Genomic DNA, 16,387 nt, shown 5'->3' with positions numbered 1-16,387 from the left:
TCTCTTCGCGACGGTAGCGTCGCGCACCGGCGTCGTCACATCGACGCGTCGCGATTTGCCGCGTTGAACGCGCGGAATACCCGGTCCTGCAAGGAAAATAATCGACGTGGCAGTTCTCACAGACCCCAACGGCACCGTCTGGTCGATCAACCGGCGGATGTGGCCGTTTCCGGGCGACGCGCTTGACCTCACGTTCGGCATGTTCGAGGTGCTCATCGGCATCGTGTTCGCGCTGCTGTGGCCCTTCTGGTTGCTGGCCAAGTTCTGCGGTGTGCGGTGGGTGATCACCGTCGAGCGCAACGGCCATCAGGTGGGCCGGGAGCTCGTGCGCGGATGGAACGGGTCCAAGCGCCGCGTCGACGAGATCGCACGCGAGGTCGCTTCCGGCGGCCGTTCAGGGCACATGGTGATCTAGCCGTGCACGACGCCTCGACTCTCCGCTGCGCCGGGCAGTCCACCCGGTGATGGGGGCGTGTCGAGACCCTGAGGTGTCCGCTGCCGACGCTAAGCTCTTCGAACAGGTGTTCACAGGCAAGGAGCTGCCACGTGCGGGTGATGGGTGTCGACCCTGGGTTGACGCGGTGCGGGCTGTCCGTCATCGAGGGCGGCACCGGGCGGCGCGTCATCGCGCTGGACGTCGACGTCGTCCGCACCCCGTCCGACGAGCCGCTGCACCGCCGGTTGCTCACCATCAGCGACACCGTCGAGTACTGGATGGACACCCACCGCCCCGACGTCATCGCGATCGAGCGCGTCTTCGCCAACCAGAACGCGAACACAGCGATGGGCACCGCGCAGGCCGGCGGTGTCATTGCGCTTGCCGCCGCCAGGCGCGACATCGACGTGTATTTCCACACACCCAGCGAGGTGAAGGCCGCCGTCACCGGAAACGGGCGGGCCGATAAGGCGCAGGTCACCACGATGGTCACCAAAATCCTTGCCCTACAGGCGAAGCCGACGCCCGCCGACGCGGCCGACGCGCTGGCATTGGCGATCTGTCATTGCTGGCGGGCTCCGATGATCGCGCGAATGGCCGCGGCCGAGGCCATGGCAGCCGAGCAGCAACGCAAGTACCAGGCCACGATCAAGGCGAAGGCAAAGGCGGCACGATGATTGCATCCGTTCGCGGAGAGGTCCTCGACATAGCTCTCGATCACGTTGTCATCGAGGCTGCGGGTGTCGGATACAAAGTGATGGCGACGCCGACCACGCTGGCGACGCTGCACCGCGGCGACGAAGCCCGGCTCATCACCGCGATGATCGTGCGCGAGGATTCGATGACGCTGTACGGCTTTTCCGACGCCGACGCCCGCAACCTGTTTCTGACGCTGCTCGCGGTGTCCGGTATCGGGCCAAGCATCGCGCTGGGCGCACTGGCGATGTACGACGGACCCACGCTGCGCCGTGCCATCGCCGACGCCGACATCACCGCGCTGACCCGGATCCCGAAGGTCGGCAAGAAGACCGCCGAGCTGATGGCGCTGAGCCTGCGCGACAAGATGGGGGCCAACACACCGTCCGGCGCCCCCGCGATGAACGGACATGCCGTGCGCGGCCCTGTCGTCGAAGCGCTTGTCGGCCTTGGCTTTGCGCTCAAGCAGGCCGAAGAGGCCACCGACAAGGTGCTCGCCAATGACCCGGAAGCCAGCACCACCAGTGCGCTGCGCCTGGCGCTGTCCATGTTGGGTAAGAAGTGAGCGGTCGCTTCGAGGACGCGGAACCCGGCGACACCGCCGACAGGGAGGTGTCGGCCGCCTTGACTGTCGGCGAGGGGGACATCGACGCCAGTCTGCGGCCGCGATCGCTCGGTGAGTTCATCGGTCAGCCCCGCGTCCGCGAGCAGCTGCAGCTGGTTCTCGAGGGCGCGAAGAACCGCGGTGGCACGCCGGATCACATCCTGCTGTCCGGCCCGCCGGGGCTGGGCAAGACCTCGCTGGCGATGATCATCGCCGCCGAGCTCGGAACCTCGCTGCGGGTCACCTCCGGACCCGCGCTGGAACGGGCGGGCGACCTGGCGGCCATGCTGTCGAATCTCGTCGAGCACGACGTGCTGTTCATCGACGAGATACACCGCATCGCCAGGCCCGCCGAGGAAATGCTGTACCTCGCGATGGAGGACTTTCGCGTCGATGTCGTGGTCGGCAAGGGGCCGGGTGCCACCTCCATTCCGCTCGAGGTCGCGCCGTTCACCCTCGTCGGCGCCACGACCCGTTCGGGGGCGCTGACAGGTCCGCTGCGTGACAGGTTCGGCTTCACCGCGCACATGGACTTCTACGAACCGGCGGAACTCGAGAGGGTGCTGACGCGGTCGGCCGGCATCCTCGGTATCGAACTCCAGAGCGACGCGGGTGCCGAAGTCGCGCGGCGCTCGCGCGGGACTCCGCGTATCGCCAACCGGTTGTTGCGACGGGTACGCGACTTCGCCGAAGTACGCGCCGACGGTGTCATCACCCGTGACATCGCGAAGTCCGCGCTGGCGGTGTACGACGTCGACGAGCTGGGGTTGGACCGCCTCGACCGGGCCGTATTGTCCGCACTCACACGTAGTTTCGGTGGTGGCCCCGTCGGGGTGTCGACGCTGGCGGTCGCGGTGGGGGAGGAAGCCACGACGGTCGAGGAGGTGTGCGAGCCGTTCCTGGTGCGTGCCGGCATGATCGCCCGCACGCCGCGCGGGCGCGTCGCCACCGCACAGGCCTGGACCCATCTCGGAATGACACCCCCGGCCGGAGCGACCGGTTTCGGGCAGCCCGGCCTGTTCGAATAGGAGGCAGTGACATGGGGTTCGCGGGACTCTTCTTCGCCGCTCTGGCGGCCTTGCTGCACGTCTACATCTGGGTGATGGAGTCACTGACGTGGACCTCCAAGCGCACCAGAGCAACCTTCGGCATCACCGAGGAGGAGGCGCTGGCCACCAAGGAGATGGCGTTCAACCAGGGTTTCTACAACCTGTTTCTGGCGATCGTCACCGTGACGGGCATCGTCATCGGCGGACTCGGCCACAACTACATCGGCCTCGCGCTGATCTTCGCCGGCACCGGTTCCATGCTTGCCGCGGCGCTGGTGCTGCTGCTGTCCTCTCCCGATAAGGCGCGCGCCGCTGTGACACAAGGAATCCTGCCGTTGATCGCGATCATCCTGCTCATCATCGGGCTGACGCTATAGCAGACCCAACAGCTGCAGGTCGGTGATGTACTTGACGATGATCTCGGCCGTGACGTGTGGAATGTCCTTATCCGGGCCGATTTTCGCGTCCTGCACCGCGGCGCGGAATCGGTCGGTCGTCGCGAACGAACCGAGAAGCGGCCTGGCGGGCTGCGCGTAACTGTGGAGCAACGGCAACAGCGAGGCCTGACGCTGGCGGTCTGGTAGGCCCCGCATGCTCATCTCGAACCGCTGCAGCCACTGGCCGTAGTCCGCGACCCGGTCGATCGGATACCCGGCATCGACCAGCCAGTCCACGAACTCATCGAGACCGACACCGTCGTCGTGCGGGTTCATCACGTGAAAGGTCTCGAACCCGTGGATGTGGTGTGCCCCTAGCGTGGAGATCGCGTCGGCGATGAAATCGACTGGTAGACCGTCGTAGTGGGCCCGCTGGCGATGGCCCGCGGCGTCCAGTTCGTAGAACGAATCCGGTGCGATACCGGTAGCCACCAGGCTGAGCATCAGTCGGGTGAACATATCGGGCACGTTGAGCTGGCCGGCGTATTTCGGCTCCGCGAGGATCATGTCGCACCGGAACACCTGGACCGGCAGACCGCTCAGATCGTGCGCTTCGCGCAGCAGCACCTCGCCCGCCCACTTGCTGTTTGCGTAGCCGTTTGCGTAGTTGTCGTTGACCACGCGTGTCGCGCTGCTCTGGCGCACGTCGGCGTCTTCGACAAATGCCGTCGGTTCGATCTGATCGCCGACACCGACGGTCGACAGGTACACAAACGGCTTCAACTTCGTGGTCAGCGCCAGCCGGATGAGTTCCGCGGTGCCGACGACGTTGGGACCGAACAACTGGTCGTAGGGCAGGACGTGGTTGACCAGTGCGGCCGGATCCACGATCAGGTCGACGGTGTCGGCGAGCCGCTGCCAGGTCGTTTCGTCGAGCCCGAACCCGGGTTCGCCTTTGTCGCCCGCAAGCACCTCCAAATGCCCTGAAGCCAAACGCCGGTAGTGATCGAGCAAGGCGGGATCGCCGCTGTCGAAGGTTTCGTCCAGGCGCTGCCGCGCCGTCGCGTCGTCCTTGGCGCGAACCAGAGTGATCACCTTGCCGCCGACGAGGCTCATCCGTTCCAGCCAGTCCAGTGCGAGGTAGCGGCCGAGGAAACCGGTCGCGCCCGTCAGCAGCACGGTGCGTACCTCCTGGCGGGGGTAGGGCAGTGCCGGCGCGTTCGTCAGGGTGTGGGCATCGAGGAACTTGCCCAGCGTCAGATCGCGGGCGTGGATCTCGTTGGCTCCGCGCCCGTGGACGGACGCGAACGTCGGACGGGTGCTACCGGATCGTTCTGTTTCGATGTACTCGGCCAGCGCCGCTAGGTCGTTGGCGGGGCTGACGATCACGCCCACCGGAACCTCGACAAAAAAGATCTCGCGTAGCAGGTTGGCAAAAGTCAACGCCGACAACGAATCCCCGCCCAGATCTGTGAAGTGTGCATCGGGTGACAAGTCCGAAGCCGCGCTGCCCAACAGCGCAGCGGCCGCCCGAGTGACGGTCTCGATTACCGGCCGAGTCGCGCCGCCTTGCCGCAGCTCGCGCAGCTCGGCCGCCTGACCCCGAGCCAGATCCTCGTACAGTTCCTCCAGCTGCGGGCCGTAGATCTCCTTCAGCTTGGGTCGTGCCAGCTTGCGAATGCCGGTCAGCAGACCGTTCTCGAGCGTGAACGCCGTTGTCTCCAAGATGAAGTCGCGTGGCACCTCGAACGACTGGAGATCTGCCTCCTTGGCGACATCAGCCAGCGACTCGCTGATCAGTACGCGCAATTCGGACGTGTCGTGCTGGGACAACGCCTCGGGTGTCGGCACGATCACGGCCAACAAGTAGGAGCGGGCGCTGTTGCCGTAGATGTAGATCTGCCGCACCAGCGGGCTGGTTTCGAAGACCGCTTCCAGCTTGGAGGCGGTGACGAACTCGCCTTGGGACAGTTTGAGCACGAAGTTGCGCCGATCGACGTACTGCAGTCGATCCGGCCCGAGCTCGGCCACGACGTCGCCGGTTCGGTAGAAGCCCTCCTCGTCGAACACCTCGGCGGTGACTTCGGGACGCCGGTAGTACCCGGGAAACATGTTGACGGTCTTGAGCAGCAGTTCGCCTCGGGGATGAGGACGATCGGTGCTGAAATAGCCGAGATCGGGGACATCCGCGAGCTTGTAGTCGATGACAGGGGGCCTCTTGATCTGCCCGTTGAGCAGGACTCCGCCGGCCTCGGTCGAGCCGTAGCCGTCGAGCAGATCCAGGTCCAGGAACGACTCGACCCACGCCTTGAGGTCCGAAGACGTTGGCGCCGATCCGGTGACCGCGGTCAGGTAGCGGTCGCCGAGCACAGCCGCGCGCACATCCGCGAGAAACTCGGCGTCCGACTTGGTGTCGGTGCCTTCAGATGCATGACGGTCGAGCTGGCTGCGCACCTCCGCGGACAGCATGTCCCAGACGCGGGGGACAAATGACAGCTGCGTGGGTCGCACCAGGGCCAGGTCGTCGAGGAAGGTCGACAGGTCGCTATTGGCCGCGAAATACGCGGTGCCTCCGTGGGATAGCGCACCGAAGAGGCCCGATCGACCCATGACATGGCTCATCGGCATGAAGCTCAGCACGATCGACGGTTCCGCGCTGTCGGCCCAGCCCCAGCTCGCCGGCCGCCACAACTTCCCGGTCATATTCCGGGTGTAGATGGCGCCCTTCGGCACACCGGTGCTGCCGGACGTGTAGATCAGGAGTGCCATGTCGTCGGCCTCACGATGGGCGGCAGGCCTGGCGGGCAACGTCTTTCCGCGCTCCAACGCATCCTGCAAGGTCTCCACCACGACCGTGCTATTGGCGTCGGCGAGCCGTGCGCGCAGGGCATCGTACGCATCGCGGTGGTCGGTGATCTCCGGGTCGTAGTCGAAGACAACGAGGCTGGACGGCGCGTAGCCCGTCAGGACGAGTTCGGCTGCGTCATCGAGGTAGTCGATGCTCGACGCGATGACGGCAGGCTCGGTTTCGGCGACGATGGGTCGCAGCGCCGTCAAGGGAGCGCTTGTCTGAAGTGGCACCGCGATGGCGCCCAACGGAATGGTTGCGACATCGATGACCGTGTAGTCGATGCTGCCGAATCCCAGAATCGCCACGCGGTCACCCGGATGCACATCGGTGAGGGCCCTGGTCAACGAGCTGATGCGGTCGTCCAGTTCGTGATACGTGATGGTGTTGTAGTGGGGCAGAAGCTTGGCGGAGGTGCGACCCCGACGGTCTTCTACGTAGTCGACGGCGCGCTCCCCGAGGGCGGGACGGTCGGCGTAGGCCTCCAACACGGTTCGCACGACGGCATCCAGCGACAGCTCGGGATTCTCGATTGCCTGGCTGACGGCCGGATCGGGTTTGGCCGCGGCGAACTGGGGGTCGGTGGCGGTTAGGTCTGCGATGCGTCGCGCAAGGCGCTCTTCACGAGTATCAGTGGACATCGAGGAACCCTTCGATAACACAAATGATTTGGTCGGGCGCTTCGTCGAGCCCACTAGTAGAAGGATCGTTAGCAAAGCTAAAGCTATTCCGTCAGCTTGCTGGTAGTTGCCTGTGAGCGGCAGGTGATTGCAGGTGAGGCGGTTGCGTCGCCCCGGTGGCTTTCATCACAGCCTCGACGAGGCGCTGCTTTTGACCCGGTGCAGCGGATTACGGCGCTCGCCGTTCGGGTATTCCACGCCCATGACTGATACGCGAGTTCGGACCCGTGGCGGACGCCTGAAGATGCAGCGCAGCCGCGGTGCAATGAGCGGATTGCTCCTGATTCTGCTGGGCGCTTTCGGTGCGCTCATCCCGTTCGTCGGACCGTACTTCGACTTCGCGTTCAGCCCGGATACGGCGTGGGCGTGGACGGATGCGCGCGGATGGCTGCAGGTGCTGCCCGGCGCAGTCGCCGTCGTCGGCGGTCTGCTGCTGCTGGTTTCCCGTAACCGCGCGACGGCGATGCTCGGCGCGTGGCTTGGCGCAATCGCAGGCGTGTGGTTCATCGTCGGCCGCGCGTCGGCGGGACTGCTGGGCATCGGTGACGCGGGCGCCCCCGTGGCGGCGACGGAGGCCAAGTCCGTGGCGCTGGAACTGGCGTACTTCTACGGCCTCGGCGCGCTGATCGTGTTCGTGGCCGCAGCGGCCGTGGGTCGGATCTCTGTTCGCAGTGTGCGAGACGTCGAGTACGTCGACACGCCGGTTGCTGAGACCGTGCAGCCGCAGCCCGCGTTCTCGGACTCCGATGAGGTCACCGAGATCCAGCCGACGGGCACCGACACCGGCCGACACCGCGGCTGGCGTGGTGCATTCGGCAAGCGCACCGCCGTCCACTAACTTTGTCGAAATGGGGCCCCTACTTCGTGGGGCCCCATTTTCGTGGTGATCTTCGCCTCGATCACGTCAGATCTACGTCCGCCGGCGGATCATTGAATTCATGACCACCGCCAGTACCCGTCAAGCCTCCACTGCGGCAGTGTGCGAGGCGCTGGGTGTGCCCCAGGAGGATTGGCCGCTTTTCTACCGCTGGGCCGCAGGGCCATTGACGCCGAAGGCCACCGACGTGCTGCACCAATACGTCGACGTCATGATCGCCGAGCGGTGCCGCAGGCCCGCCGACGATCTGCTCACCACGCTGGTCACCCTCGAGGTCGACGGCAGGGAACTGACCGTCGACGACATCCGCAGTTTCGTGGTCGAACTGGTGGCTGGGGCCCGCTAGCTTCGCGAGTCCTTCGGATCGAGCTCATCGAGCAGACGCTGCATCGTCCTGGTCATCTGCGCGAAGTTCCTCTCGCCGACCAGCTTTGACCAACGATCCTCGATATCTGTAACGCGACCACCCGCATCGGCCATCAGTGACCGCCCTCGCTTGGTCAGATCGATGAGTTTCGCGCGGCCGTCGGCCGGGTCGGGTCGACGGGTCAGATAGCCCAGGTCCACAAGGTCGTTCACGATTTCCGACGTGGCCGCGAGACTCAACTGCGCACGGTCGGCGAGTTCGGTGAGGCGGATGCCGCCCATCCGGATGTTGCCGAAGATTTGAAAATGGGTCTCGCGAACGTCCCCGTAGCCGGCGTCCGCGCGGGGAGCGGCGAGGTCGTCGCGAAACTCTCGCAACAGCCGCACCAGCAGCTGCCCGATCGCCAGACGATCGGGCGGCGGATCACTTGACGCAGCCATGGTTGATGAGGATACTACGGATACCGAAGTTTCGGATTCCGAAGTAAATGGAGAATGTGATGGCCACCGAACTCATCGCCACCGACCTGGGCCGGCTACACGTTGAGCGCCTGGGTAGCGGGTCGCCGGTCGTGTTGTGGCACAGCCTGTTTCTCGACTCAAGATCCTGGTGCGGCCTCGAAGCCGACCTCGCGCGCAACCACTCGGTGTACGTCATCGACGGTCCGTCCCATGGCCGCAGCGACTCGGTCGGCCGCGACTTCACCTTCGGTGAGTGCGTGTCGGCCGCCTCGCAGGTCCTCGATGCGCTCGGCCTCGATCAGCCCGTCGACTGGGTGGGCAACGCCTGGGGAGGTCATGTCGGCATTCAGCTAGCCGCGCACCAGCCCAGCAGGATCCGGACGCTCACCACCATCGGCACACCTGCCCATCCACTGCGAACGGGGGAGCGCTGGACCAAGGTATGGCCTTTGGTGCAGCTCTACCGGTTCATTGGTCCGAATCCGCTGCTCTTGAAACCGTTGTCCGATGCGCTCGTCGGGGCCGAATCGTTCCAACTCGCACCCGATCTCGCGAAAACCGTGATGAGCGGGTTCACCGAAGCGCAGAAGGGCGCGATGTTCCACGCCATGCGGTCGATGATGCTCAGCCGGCCCGACATGACCACCGACATGGCGGGCATCGCGGCGCCGACGCTGATCATCGCCGGTCGCGGGGACATCACCGGATGGCGACCCGAGGACGCGCAGGCCATCGCGGAGACCATGGCCGACGCCAAGGTGGTCGCGACCGCCGGCTCAGGCCATTCCTCACCGCTGCTGATCGACCGCGACCGAGTCCTTCAGTCCATCACCGAGCTCTGGGCTTCGGTCGCCGCGAAGTAGGGCTTTGTTTCGCGTCTGCATCGCTATCGACGAAATGCAGACCGCGTCTCGCATTTTCGCTGCAAAACGTCAAAAGCGATGAAGTGTCGGTAGCCAGCGGCGCAGAGGCTAGCCGGTGAAGGCCATGACGTGCTTGATGCGCGTGTAGTCCTCGAAGCCGTACATCGACAGGTCCTTGCCGTGGCCCGACGACTTGTACCCGCCGTGCGGCATCTCGGCGACCAGCGGGATATGCGTGTTGATCCACACGCATCCGAAGTCCAGCGCCGCGGATACCCGCAGTGCTCGCGACACGTCCTTCGTCCACACCGATGACGCCAGGCCGTATTCGGTTCCGTTGGCCCACGCGATCGCCTCGTCCTCGTCGGAGAACGACTGCACCGTGATCACCGGGCCGAAGATCTCCTGCTGCACCAGTCGGTCGTCCTGGCGAAGGCCGCCGATGACCGTCGGCGCGACGTAGAATCCCTTGTCGCCCTGGCGTTCTCCACCCGCGGCCACATTCGCGTGCGACGGCACATCGGTGAAGAACGACAGCACCCGCTCCATCTGGTTGACGTTGTTGACCGGCGGCACCCACGCGTCCTCGTCGTCGGAGGCCTTGCCGAACGTCGTCGTGGCGCCGCGCGCCTGCTCGGCGAGCGCATCGGTCAGGTCCGACGCCACCTTGGACGTCGCGAGCACGCGGGTTGCCGCCGTGCAGTCCTGGCCCGCGTTGAAGTATCCGGCCGTCGCGATTCCCTCTGCGGCACTGGCGATGTCGCTGTCATCGAACACGATCACCGGCGCCTTGCCGCCCAGCTCCAGGTGCGTGCGCTTCAAGTGCCCACCCGCACTCACGGCGACCGCGCGGCCCGCGGCCACCGAGCCCGTGATCGACACCATCTCCGGCGTCGGATGCGCGACCACCGCAGCGCCGGTATTCCGGTCGCCGCACACGACATTCAGGACACCGGGCGGGAAGTGCTTGGCCGCGATCTCGGCGAGCATGACGGTTGTGACGGGGGTGGTGTCGCTGGGTTTGATGACGACCGTGTTGCCCGCGGCGATGGCCGGACAGAACTTCCAGATCGCCATCATCATGGGGTAGTTCCACGGCGATACCTGGCCGATCACACCGACCGGCTCGCGACGAATCCACGACGTGTGGTTCTCCATGTACTCGCCGGCGGATTTGCCCTCCAACATCCTTGCCGCACCGGCGAAGAAGCGAATCTGGTCGACCATCGGCGGAATCTCTTCGGCCGTGGTGACATGGTTCGGCTTCCCCGTGTTACGGCCCTCTGCCTCCACGAGTGCCTGGGCGTTGCGCTCGACGTCGTCGGCGAAATCGAGCAGCGCCTTCTGGCGGTTGGACGGTGTCGTGCGCTTCCAGTCCTTGAATGCCTTCGACGCCGCGGCATACGCGTTGTCGATGTCGACCTCGTTGGAGATGGGCGCGGTGGCGTACTCCTCGCCGGTGCTCGGATCGACCAGCGGCATCGTGGCGCCGCTGACGGAGTCGACGAGTTCGCCGCCGATGAAATTCTGGACCTTGGTCACAGCGTGAACTTCCTTTCGGTTAAAGATCTTTGAGGACAAGAGCGAGGACGTCGAGACCTTCGTTGAGTAGGTCGTCGCTGATGGTCAATGGAGGCAGGAACCGCAGGACATTTCCGAATGTGCCGCAGGACAACACGATCACGCCTGCGGCGTGGCAGCCACCGCACAGCGCTTTGGTCAGGTCGGCGTCGGGCTCGGTGGTGCCGGACTTCACCAGCTCCATCGCGATCATGGCGCCGCGGCCCCGGACGTCGCCGATTCGGTCGTCCTCGGCCTGCAGCCGCCCGAGCCGGTCCTTCATCAGCGCCTCGATCTGCTGCGCCCGCTCGACGAGCCCGTCGGCCTCGATGGTCTCGATCGTCGCCAGCGCCGCCGCGCACGCGACCGGATTTCCGCCGTAGGTGCCGCCGAGCCCACTGACGTGGGGTGCGTCCATGATTTCGGCGCGTCCGGTCACCCCGGACAACGGCATGCCGTCGGCGATGCCCTTGGCGGTCACGATCAGATCGGGTTCGATGCCTTCGTGTTCGCATGCGAACATCGCCCCGGTCCGGGCGAAACCGGTCTGCACCTCGTCGGCGATGAACACGACATTGTTCTTGCGGCACCAATCCAGCAGCGCGGGCAGGAAGCCGTCGGCGGGCACGATGAAACCGCCCTCACCCTGGATGGGTTCGATGATGACCGCGGCCAGGTTGTCGGCGCCGACCTGCTTGTCCATCACGGTGATGGCACGCTTGGCCGCAAGCTCACCGTCGGTGGCCATTTCCTTGCCGAATTCCGCGTCGCGGAACGGATACGACAGCGGTGCTCGGTAGATCTCCGGCGCGAACGGTCCAAAGCCGTGCTTGTAGGGCATCGACTTCGCGGTCAACGCCATGGTCAGGTTGGTCCGCCCGTGATACGCGTGGTCGAACGACACCACCGCCGATTTCCGGGTGTAGGTTCGCGCGACCTTGATCGCGTTCTCCACCGCTTCGGAGCCCGAGTTGAACAGTGCCGACCGCTTGTCTCCGCTGCCGGGCGTGAGCCGGTTGAGTTGCTCGGCGACCGCGACGTATCCCTCGTATGGCGTGATCATGAAACATGTGTGGGTGAATCTCGCGGCCTGATCCTGCACTGCCGCCACGACGGCCGGCGACGAGTTTCCAATGGTGGTCACCGCGATGCCCGACCCCAGATCGATGAGTCGATTGCCGTCGACATCCTCGACGATGCCGCCGAATGCGCGCGACGCGTACACGGGCATCGTGTTGCCTACCGCCCGGGACACCGCGGCGGCCTTCCTGTCGATCAGCGCTTGTGAAAGCGGGCCGGGTATCTCGGTGGCGAGATATCGGCTCTGCTCGACGGTACTCAAATCCGCCTCCTGACGTAGATTCGGCGCACGACGCGCCGCGGTTCGAGCCTAGTCGGGAGCGCACCGATCCGATTGAAAACTCTGGGAGCTTCTAGCGGAATCGTCGGTCATCACTGATCGGGGCAACGGATTTCGTCGCCATCGCTCAGTCGCGGTCGTGATGGCACACCGCTTCGAGCATCAGCCCCCAGGGGTCGAGCCAGAACGTCGCAAATAGGGCGGGGGATACTGCGGAAACACCCGCGGCCGGTGCAGGACCTCGCCGCCGAATCGTGGAATCAACGTCGCGGCGATGAGTTCGTGAACGTCGCGCACCAGGGATCGGGATCGCATCATGAAAGCCAGATGCTGAAGGCCGGTCCGGTGCCGCGAGTATCGCGAGGTCTCGGCCGACGGATAGAAGAACAGATATGTGCCCGGCTTGCCGCCCGCGGGACGATAGGCGAACTCGTCGGATGCCGTGAGGAACTCGTCGAATCCCAGCAGCGGCATGACCGCGTCGTAGTAGGTCTTGGCGGCGCCGAGATCGGGAACATTGATGCCGAGGTGCCCGAGCACTACAGGACGCTAACACTGCGCCGGGGCGACGGGGGCCTCGGTCATCTGCGGCCGCAATGGCACACTGGTCACTGACGAAGCGCCTGACCTGCCGGTCTGCGCTGTGACACCGAGACCGATACGAAAGACAGTTGCTGCCATGGATCTGGTCATCTTCCTGCCGCTCATCATCATCATGGGTGCGTTCATGTTCTTCGCGTCGCGCCGCCAGAAGAAGGCGATGCAGGCGACCATCGATCTGCACGAATCGCTGCAGATCGGGGATCGCATCCACACCACGTCCGGCTTGGAAGGCACGATCACCGGAATTCACGACGACGCCATCGACCTGGAGATCGCTCCCGGCGTGGTCACGACATGGATGAAGCTGGCCGTGCGCAACAAGATCACCGATGATGACGATTTCGAGGACGTCGAAGACGAGGAATCGACGGCGACCGAAATCACCGAAAGCCCGAACACCAAGGACTGAGGGCTGACTACTCAGCCTGAGCACGTACCCTTTGCGGTGCTGACGAACTGATCTCGAGGAGACCCTAGAAACGTGGCATCGCCTTCGACGCCGGTGCACCCTGCCCGCTACCTTGCGCTCTTTCTGGTACTGCTGGTCGGCGCATACCTGCTGGTGTTCCTGACGGGGGACAAGAAGGCCGAGCCGAAGCTCGGCATCGATCTGCAGGGCGGCACCCGTGTAACGCTCACCGCTCGCACGCCGGACGGCTCCCGTCCCACCCGTGACGCCCTCAACCAGGCACAGACGATCATCAACGATCGCGTCAACGGTCTGGGTGTGTCGGGGTCCGAAGTCATCATCGACGGCGACAACCTCGTCATCACCGTTCCGGGTAACGAGAGCAGCGAGGCCCGCAACCTCGGCCAGACGGCACGGCTGTACATCCGGCCGGTGATTCACGCGATGCCGTCCGCCGCGGCACAGCCACAGCAGCCGCCCACCGAGGAACCACAGGGAACCCCTCCGGGTGCACCCGGCGCACCAGGAGCCATCCCCGGACTACCTGGCGCTCCAGGGGCGCCAGGCGCGCCGGGCGCCCAGGTGCTTCCCCCGGGCGCGGGCGAGCAGCCGGTGGCGCCACCCGCCCAGTCGCCGGCGCCGCAACCCCGTCCGTACCCGGTGGAGCCGCCGGCCCAGCCTGCACCCGAGCCGCCGGCGCCGCCGCAACCGACGCCACCGCCTGGACAGGAGCCGGCACCGGCTCCCGGGACGCAGGCGCCCGCGCCGCCACCTGGTGATGTCCCGCTTTCGCAGCGCATCGCCGACGAGAAGGAACTGCGCCAGAGCAGCGATCAGCAGATCCAGATCCTGGCGCTGCAGTTCCAGGCCACTCGCTGTGGTGAGGACGATGTGCTGGCCGGTAACGACGATCCGAACCTGCCGCTGGTCACGTGCTCGCAGGACGGCAACGAGGTCTACCTGCTCGACAAGTCGATCATCAGCGGTGAACAGATCGAGAACGCGAGCTCGGGCTTCGACCAGCAGCAAGGCATCTACCTGGTCGACGTCCAGTTCAAGGGCGATGCCACCAAGATCTGGGCGGACTTCACCGCCGCCAACGTCGGCACCCAGACCGCGTTCGTGCTGGACTCCCAGGTGGTCAGTGCCCCCGAGATTCGCGAGCCGATTCCCGGCGGTCGTACCCAGATCAGCGGTCAGTTCACCGAGCAGACGGCGCGTGAACTCGCAAACGTGCTGAAGTACGGTTCGCTGCCGCTGTCGTTCGAGTCGTCGGAGGCTGAAACCGTTTCGGCGACCTTGGGTTTGACGTCGCTACGGGCGGGCTTGATCGCGGGAGCGGTCGGTCTGGCCCTGGTGCTGCTCTACTCGCTCCTCTACTACCGGGTCCTGGGCGTCCTGATCGCGCTGTCGCTGGTCGCTTCGGGCGCAATGGTCTACGCGATCCTCGTGCTCCTCGGCAGATACATCGGATACACGCTCGACCTGGCCGGTATCGCGGGTTTGATCATCGGTATAGGTATGACGGCAGACTCGTTCGTGGTGTTCTTCGAACGCATCAAAGACGAGATACGCGACGGTCGCTCGTTCCGTTCGGCGGTGCCCCGTGGTTGGAACAGAGCGCGTAAGACGATTCTGTCCGGCAACGCGGTCACGTTCCTGGCTGCCGCCGTCCTGTATGTCCTGGCGGTCGGCCAGGTGAAGGGCTTCGCGTTCACCTTGGGCCTGACGACGATCCTCGACGTGGTGGTGGTGTTCCTGGTGACGTGGCCGATCGTCTACATCGCGTCGAAGTCGCCGACCATGGCCAAGCCGAAGCTCAACGGTCTCGGTGCGGTGCAGCAGATCGCCCGCGAACGACGCGCGGCCTCACACGTGACGGGACGGGGGTAGCGACATGGCCGCCAGGCATAAAGACAAATACGTCGACGACGTGTTGACCGAAGCCGTCGAGGCACCCGACCTCGAGAGCGAGACGCCGCGGCACGGGTTCTTCACCCGGCTGTACACCGGCACCGGCGCATTCGAGGTCGTCGGCAAGCGCAAGCTGTGGTTCACGATCAGCGGATTGATCGTCGCCGTGTGCGTCCTGAGCATCGTGATCCGCGGCTTCACCTTCGGCATCGACTTCGAGGGTGGCACGAAGGTGTCCATGCCGGCGCAAACCGCCAGCGGCACGGCCACCGCCCAGCAGGTCGAGGACGTCTTCAGCGAGGCATTGGGCAAGCAGGCCGACGCCGTGGTGATCGTCGGCAGCGGTGATTCGGCCACCGTGCAGATTCGCTCGGAGACGCTGAACAACGAAGAGATCGAGAAGTTGCGCACCGCGTTGTTCGATGCGTTCCAGCCGCGCGGCCCCGATGGCCAGCCCGACAAGAACGCCATCAGCGACTCCGCGGTGTCGGAGACCTGGGGCGGTCAGATCACCGAGAAGGCGCTCATCGCCCTCGTCGTGTTCCTCGCGCTGGCGGCCGTCTACATCACCGTGCGATACGAGCGCTACATGGCCGTCGCCGCGTTGGCAACGCTGGTGTTCGACCTGGTCGTCACCGCCGGCGTCTATTCCATCGTCGGCTTCGAGGTCACGCCCGCGACGGTCATCGGGCTGCTGACCATTCTCGGTTTCTCCCTCTACGACACCGTGATCGTGTTCGACAAGGTCGAGGAGAACACCCACGGATTCGAGCACACCACCCGCCGGACGTTCGCGGAGCACGCCAACCTGGCGGTCAACCAGACCTTCATGCGGTCGATCAACACCAGCGTGATCTCGGTGCTGCCGATTCTGGCGCTGATGGTGATCGCGGTCTGGTTGCTGGGCGTCGGCACGCTGATGGACCTGGCGCTCGTCCAGCTGGTCGGTGTGATCGTCGGTACTTATTCGTCGATCTACTTCGCCACGCCGCTGCTCGTGACGCTGCGGGAGCGCACCACGCTGGTGCGCAACCACACCCGCCGGGTGCTCAACCGCCGCAAGGGAAGTGCCGCGAAGCTTTCGGACTCCGGCGAGGACGTCGTCGAGGACAGTGCGGCGCCGGCGAAGGCGGCTGTGTCGTCGGAGGCGACGAGCACCACTCCGCCACCGGACAAGCCGGCGCCCGGCGCGCGGCCGGTTCGGCCGACGGGCAGCCGAGCCGGACGACCGTCGGGTAAGCGCGACGCCCGGCGGCGGTAGCCCAGATGATCGCATGGAGCCG

15 protein-coding genes and 1 pseudogene are annotated in these 16,387 nt (G+C 65.3%); 11 read left to right on the top strand and 5 right to left on the bottom strand.

Annotated features, from left to right (window positions below; all coding sequences use genetic code 11):
- The first annotated feature begins 106 nt into the window (after window positions 1-106).
- The 5 genes from M1248_RS23250 to M1248_RS23230 all read left to right on the top strand — a co-directional run bounded on the left by M1248_RS23250 (window position 107) and on the right by M1248_RS23230 (window position 3,162).
- Window positions 107-415 (top strand): hypothetical protein, encoded by a 309-nt coding sequence (locus M1248_RS23250; protein WP_163726988.1) that lies wholly within the window; start codon window positions 107-109, stop codon window positions 413-415.
- A gap of 131 nt (window positions 416-546) precedes the next feature.
- The gene (gene ruvC, locus M1248_RS23245) at window positions 547-1,113 is read left to right on the top strand and encodes a crossover junction endodeoxyribonuclease RuvC (RefSeq protein ID WP_163726990.1); all 567 of its coding nucleotides are present in this window, start codon (window positions 547-549) and stop codon (window positions 1,111-1,113) included.
- Window positions 1,110-1,697 (top strand): Holliday junction branch migration protein RuvA, encoded by a 588-nt coding sequence (gene ruvA / locus M1248_RS23240; RefSeq protein WP_163726993.1) that lies wholly within the window; start codon window positions 1,110-1,112, stop codon window positions 1,695-1,697. The genes ruvC and ruvA overlap by 4 nt, the downstream gene beginning before the upstream one ends.
- A complete protein-coding gene (gene ruvB / locus M1248_RS23235) occupies window positions 1,694-2,764 on the top strand; it encodes a Holliday junction branch migration DNA helicase RuvB (RefSeq protein ID WP_163726996.1) in 1,071 nt (356 codons plus the stop codon). Before ruvA ends, ruvB begins: the two co-directional genes overlap by 4 nt.
- An 11-nt stretch (window positions 2,765-2,775) precedes the next feature.
- Complete coding sequence (locus M1248_RS23230) at window positions 2,776-3,162, top strand: DUF1304 domain-containing protein (protein WP_317149849.1); 387 nt, start codon at window positions 2,776-2,778, stop codon at window positions 3,160-3,162.
- Here the strand turns inward: M1248_RS23230 and car are convergent.
- Entirely contained in the window at window positions 3,157-6,651 is a 3,495-nt protein-coding gene (car, locus tag M1248_RS23225) for a carboxylic acid reductase (RefSeq protein WP_317149848.1), read from the bottom strand. The genes M1248_RS23230 and car overlap by 6 nt on opposite strands.
- Before the next feature lie 241 nt (window positions 6,652-6,892).
- On the opposite strand from car, the gene M1248_RS23220 reads away from it, so the two are divergent.
- Together M1248_RS23220 and M1248_RS23215 are read left to right on the top strand one after the other, a co-directional pair.
- On the top strand, window positions 6,893-7,528 hold the full coding sequence (locus M1248_RS23220) for a hypothetical protein (protein WP_163727005.1): 636 nt from the start codon (window positions 6,893-6,895) through the stop codon (window positions 7,526-7,528).
- Between the two features lie 100 nt (window positions 7,529-7,628).
- A complete protein-coding gene (locus tag M1248_RS23215) occupies window positions 7,629-7,913 on the top strand; it encodes a hypothetical protein (protein ID WP_317149847.1) in 285 nt (94 codons plus the stop codon).
- Here the strand turns inward: M1248_RS23215 and M1248_RS23210 are convergent.
- A complete protein-coding gene (locus M1248_RS23210; protein WP_317149846.1) occupies window positions 7,910-8,374 on the bottom strand; it encodes a MarR family transcriptional regulator in 465 nt (154 codons plus the stop codon). The genes M1248_RS23215 and M1248_RS23210 overlap by 4 nt on opposite strands.
- A 59-nt stretch (window positions 8,375-8,433) precedes the next feature.
- On the opposite strand from M1248_RS23210, the gene M1248_RS23205 reads away from it, so the two are divergent.
- A complete protein-coding gene (locus M1248_RS23205) occupies window positions 8,434-9,258 on the top strand; it encodes an alpha/beta hydrolase (RefSeq protein WP_317149845.1) in 825 nt (274 codons plus the stop codon).
- A 108-nt stretch (window positions 9,259-9,366) separates the two neighbouring features.
- Here the strand turns inward: M1248_RS23205 and M1248_RS23200 are convergent, their stop codons facing one another.
- The 3 genes and pseudogenes from M1248_RS23200 to M1248_RS23190 form a co-directional block, all read right to left on the bottom strand.
- Window positions 9,367-10,800 carry a gamma-aminobutyraldehyde dehydrogenase gene (locus tag M1248_RS23200; protein WP_317149844.1) on the bottom strand — a complete coding sequence of 478 codons (1,434 nt, stop codon included), beginning with the start codon at window positions 10,798-10,800 and terminating at the stop codon, window positions 9,367-9,369.
- A 19-nt stretch (window positions 10,801-10,819) separates the two neighbouring features.
- Window positions 10,820-12,160, bottom strand: a complete 1,341-nt coding sequence (gabT, locus tag M1248_RS23195; protein ID WP_317149843.1) for a 4-aminobutyrate--2-oxoglutarate transaminase — start codon at window positions 12,158-12,160, stop codon at window positions 10,820-10,822.
- Between the two features lie 145 nt (window positions 12,161-12,305).
- Window positions 12,306-12,718 (bottom strand): annotated as a pseudogene (locus M1248_RS23190) (extradiol dioxygenase).
- A gap of 139 nt (window positions 12,719-12,857) precedes the next feature.
- Here M1248_RS23190 and yajC point away from each other — a divergent pair.
- From yajC to secF, 3 genes are all read left to right on the top strand, one after another.
- Window positions 12,858-13,190 (top strand): preprotein translocase subunit YajC, encoded by a 333-nt coding sequence (gene yajC, locus M1248_RS23185; protein ID WP_317149842.1) that lies wholly within the window; start codon window positions 12,858-12,860, stop codon window positions 13,188-13,190.
- Between the two features lie 72 nt (window positions 13,191-13,262).
- On the top strand, window positions 13,263-15,083 hold the full coding sequence (secD, locus tag M1248_RS23180; RefSeq protein WP_317149841.1) for a protein translocase subunit SecD: 1,821 nt from the start codon (window positions 13,263-13,265) through the stop codon (window positions 15,081-15,083).
- Window positions 15,084-15,087: 4 nt separating this feature from the next.
- Complete coding sequence (secF, locus tag M1248_RS23175) at window positions 15,088-16,365, top strand: protein translocase subunit SecF (protein WP_317149840.1); 1,278 nt, start codon at window positions 15,088-15,090, stop codon at window positions 16,363-16,365.
- Window positions 16,366-16,387 lie beyond the last annotated feature (22 nt).

Source organism: Mycobacterium sp. 29Ha (assembly GCF_032883055.1).
In the GTDB taxonomy this organism is placed as follows: Bacteria; Actinomycetota; Actinomycetes; order Mycobacteriales; family Mycobacteriaceae; genus Mycobacterium; species Mycobacterium gallinarum.
This window is presented reverse-complemented; position numbering and strand designations above follow the sequence as displayed.

Bases quoted from the DNA above. Each gene is read 5' to 3' on its own strand.
- ruvA (WP_163726993.1), top strand. From the start codon at position 1,110: ATGATTGCATCCGTTCGCGGAGAGGTCCTCGACATAGCTCTCGATCAC.
- M1248_RS23230 (WP_317149849.1), top strand. From the start codon at position 2,776: ATGGGGTTCGCGGGACTCTTCTTCGCCGCTCTGGCGGCCTTGCTGCAC.
- car (WP_317149848.1), bottom strand. From the start codon at position 6,651: ATGTCCACTGATACTCGTGAAGAGCGCCTTGCGCGACGCATCGCAGAC.
- M1248_RS23220 (WP_163727005.1), top strand. From the start codon at position 6,893: ATGACTGATACGCGAGTTCGGACCCGTGGCGGACGCCTGAAGATGCAG.
- M1248_RS23215 (WP_317149847.1), top strand. From the start codon at position 7,629: ATGACCACCGCCAGTACCCGTCAAGCCTCCACTGCGGCAGTGTGCGAG.
- M1248_RS23210 (WP_317149846.1), bottom strand. From the start codon at position 8,374: ATGGCTGCGTCAAGTGATCCGCCGCCCGATCGTCTGGCGATCGGGCAG.
- M1248_RS23205 (WP_317149845.1), top strand. From the start codon at position 8,434: ATGGCCACCGAACTCATCGCCACCGACCTGGGCCGGCTACACGTTGAG.
- yajC (WP_317149842.1), top strand. From the start codon at position 12,858: ATGGATCTGGTCATCTTCCTGCCGCTCATCATCATCATGGGTGCGTTC.
- secF (WP_317149840.1), top strand. From the start codon at position 15,088: ATGGCCGCCAGGCATAAAGACAAATACGTCGACGACGTGTTGACCGAA.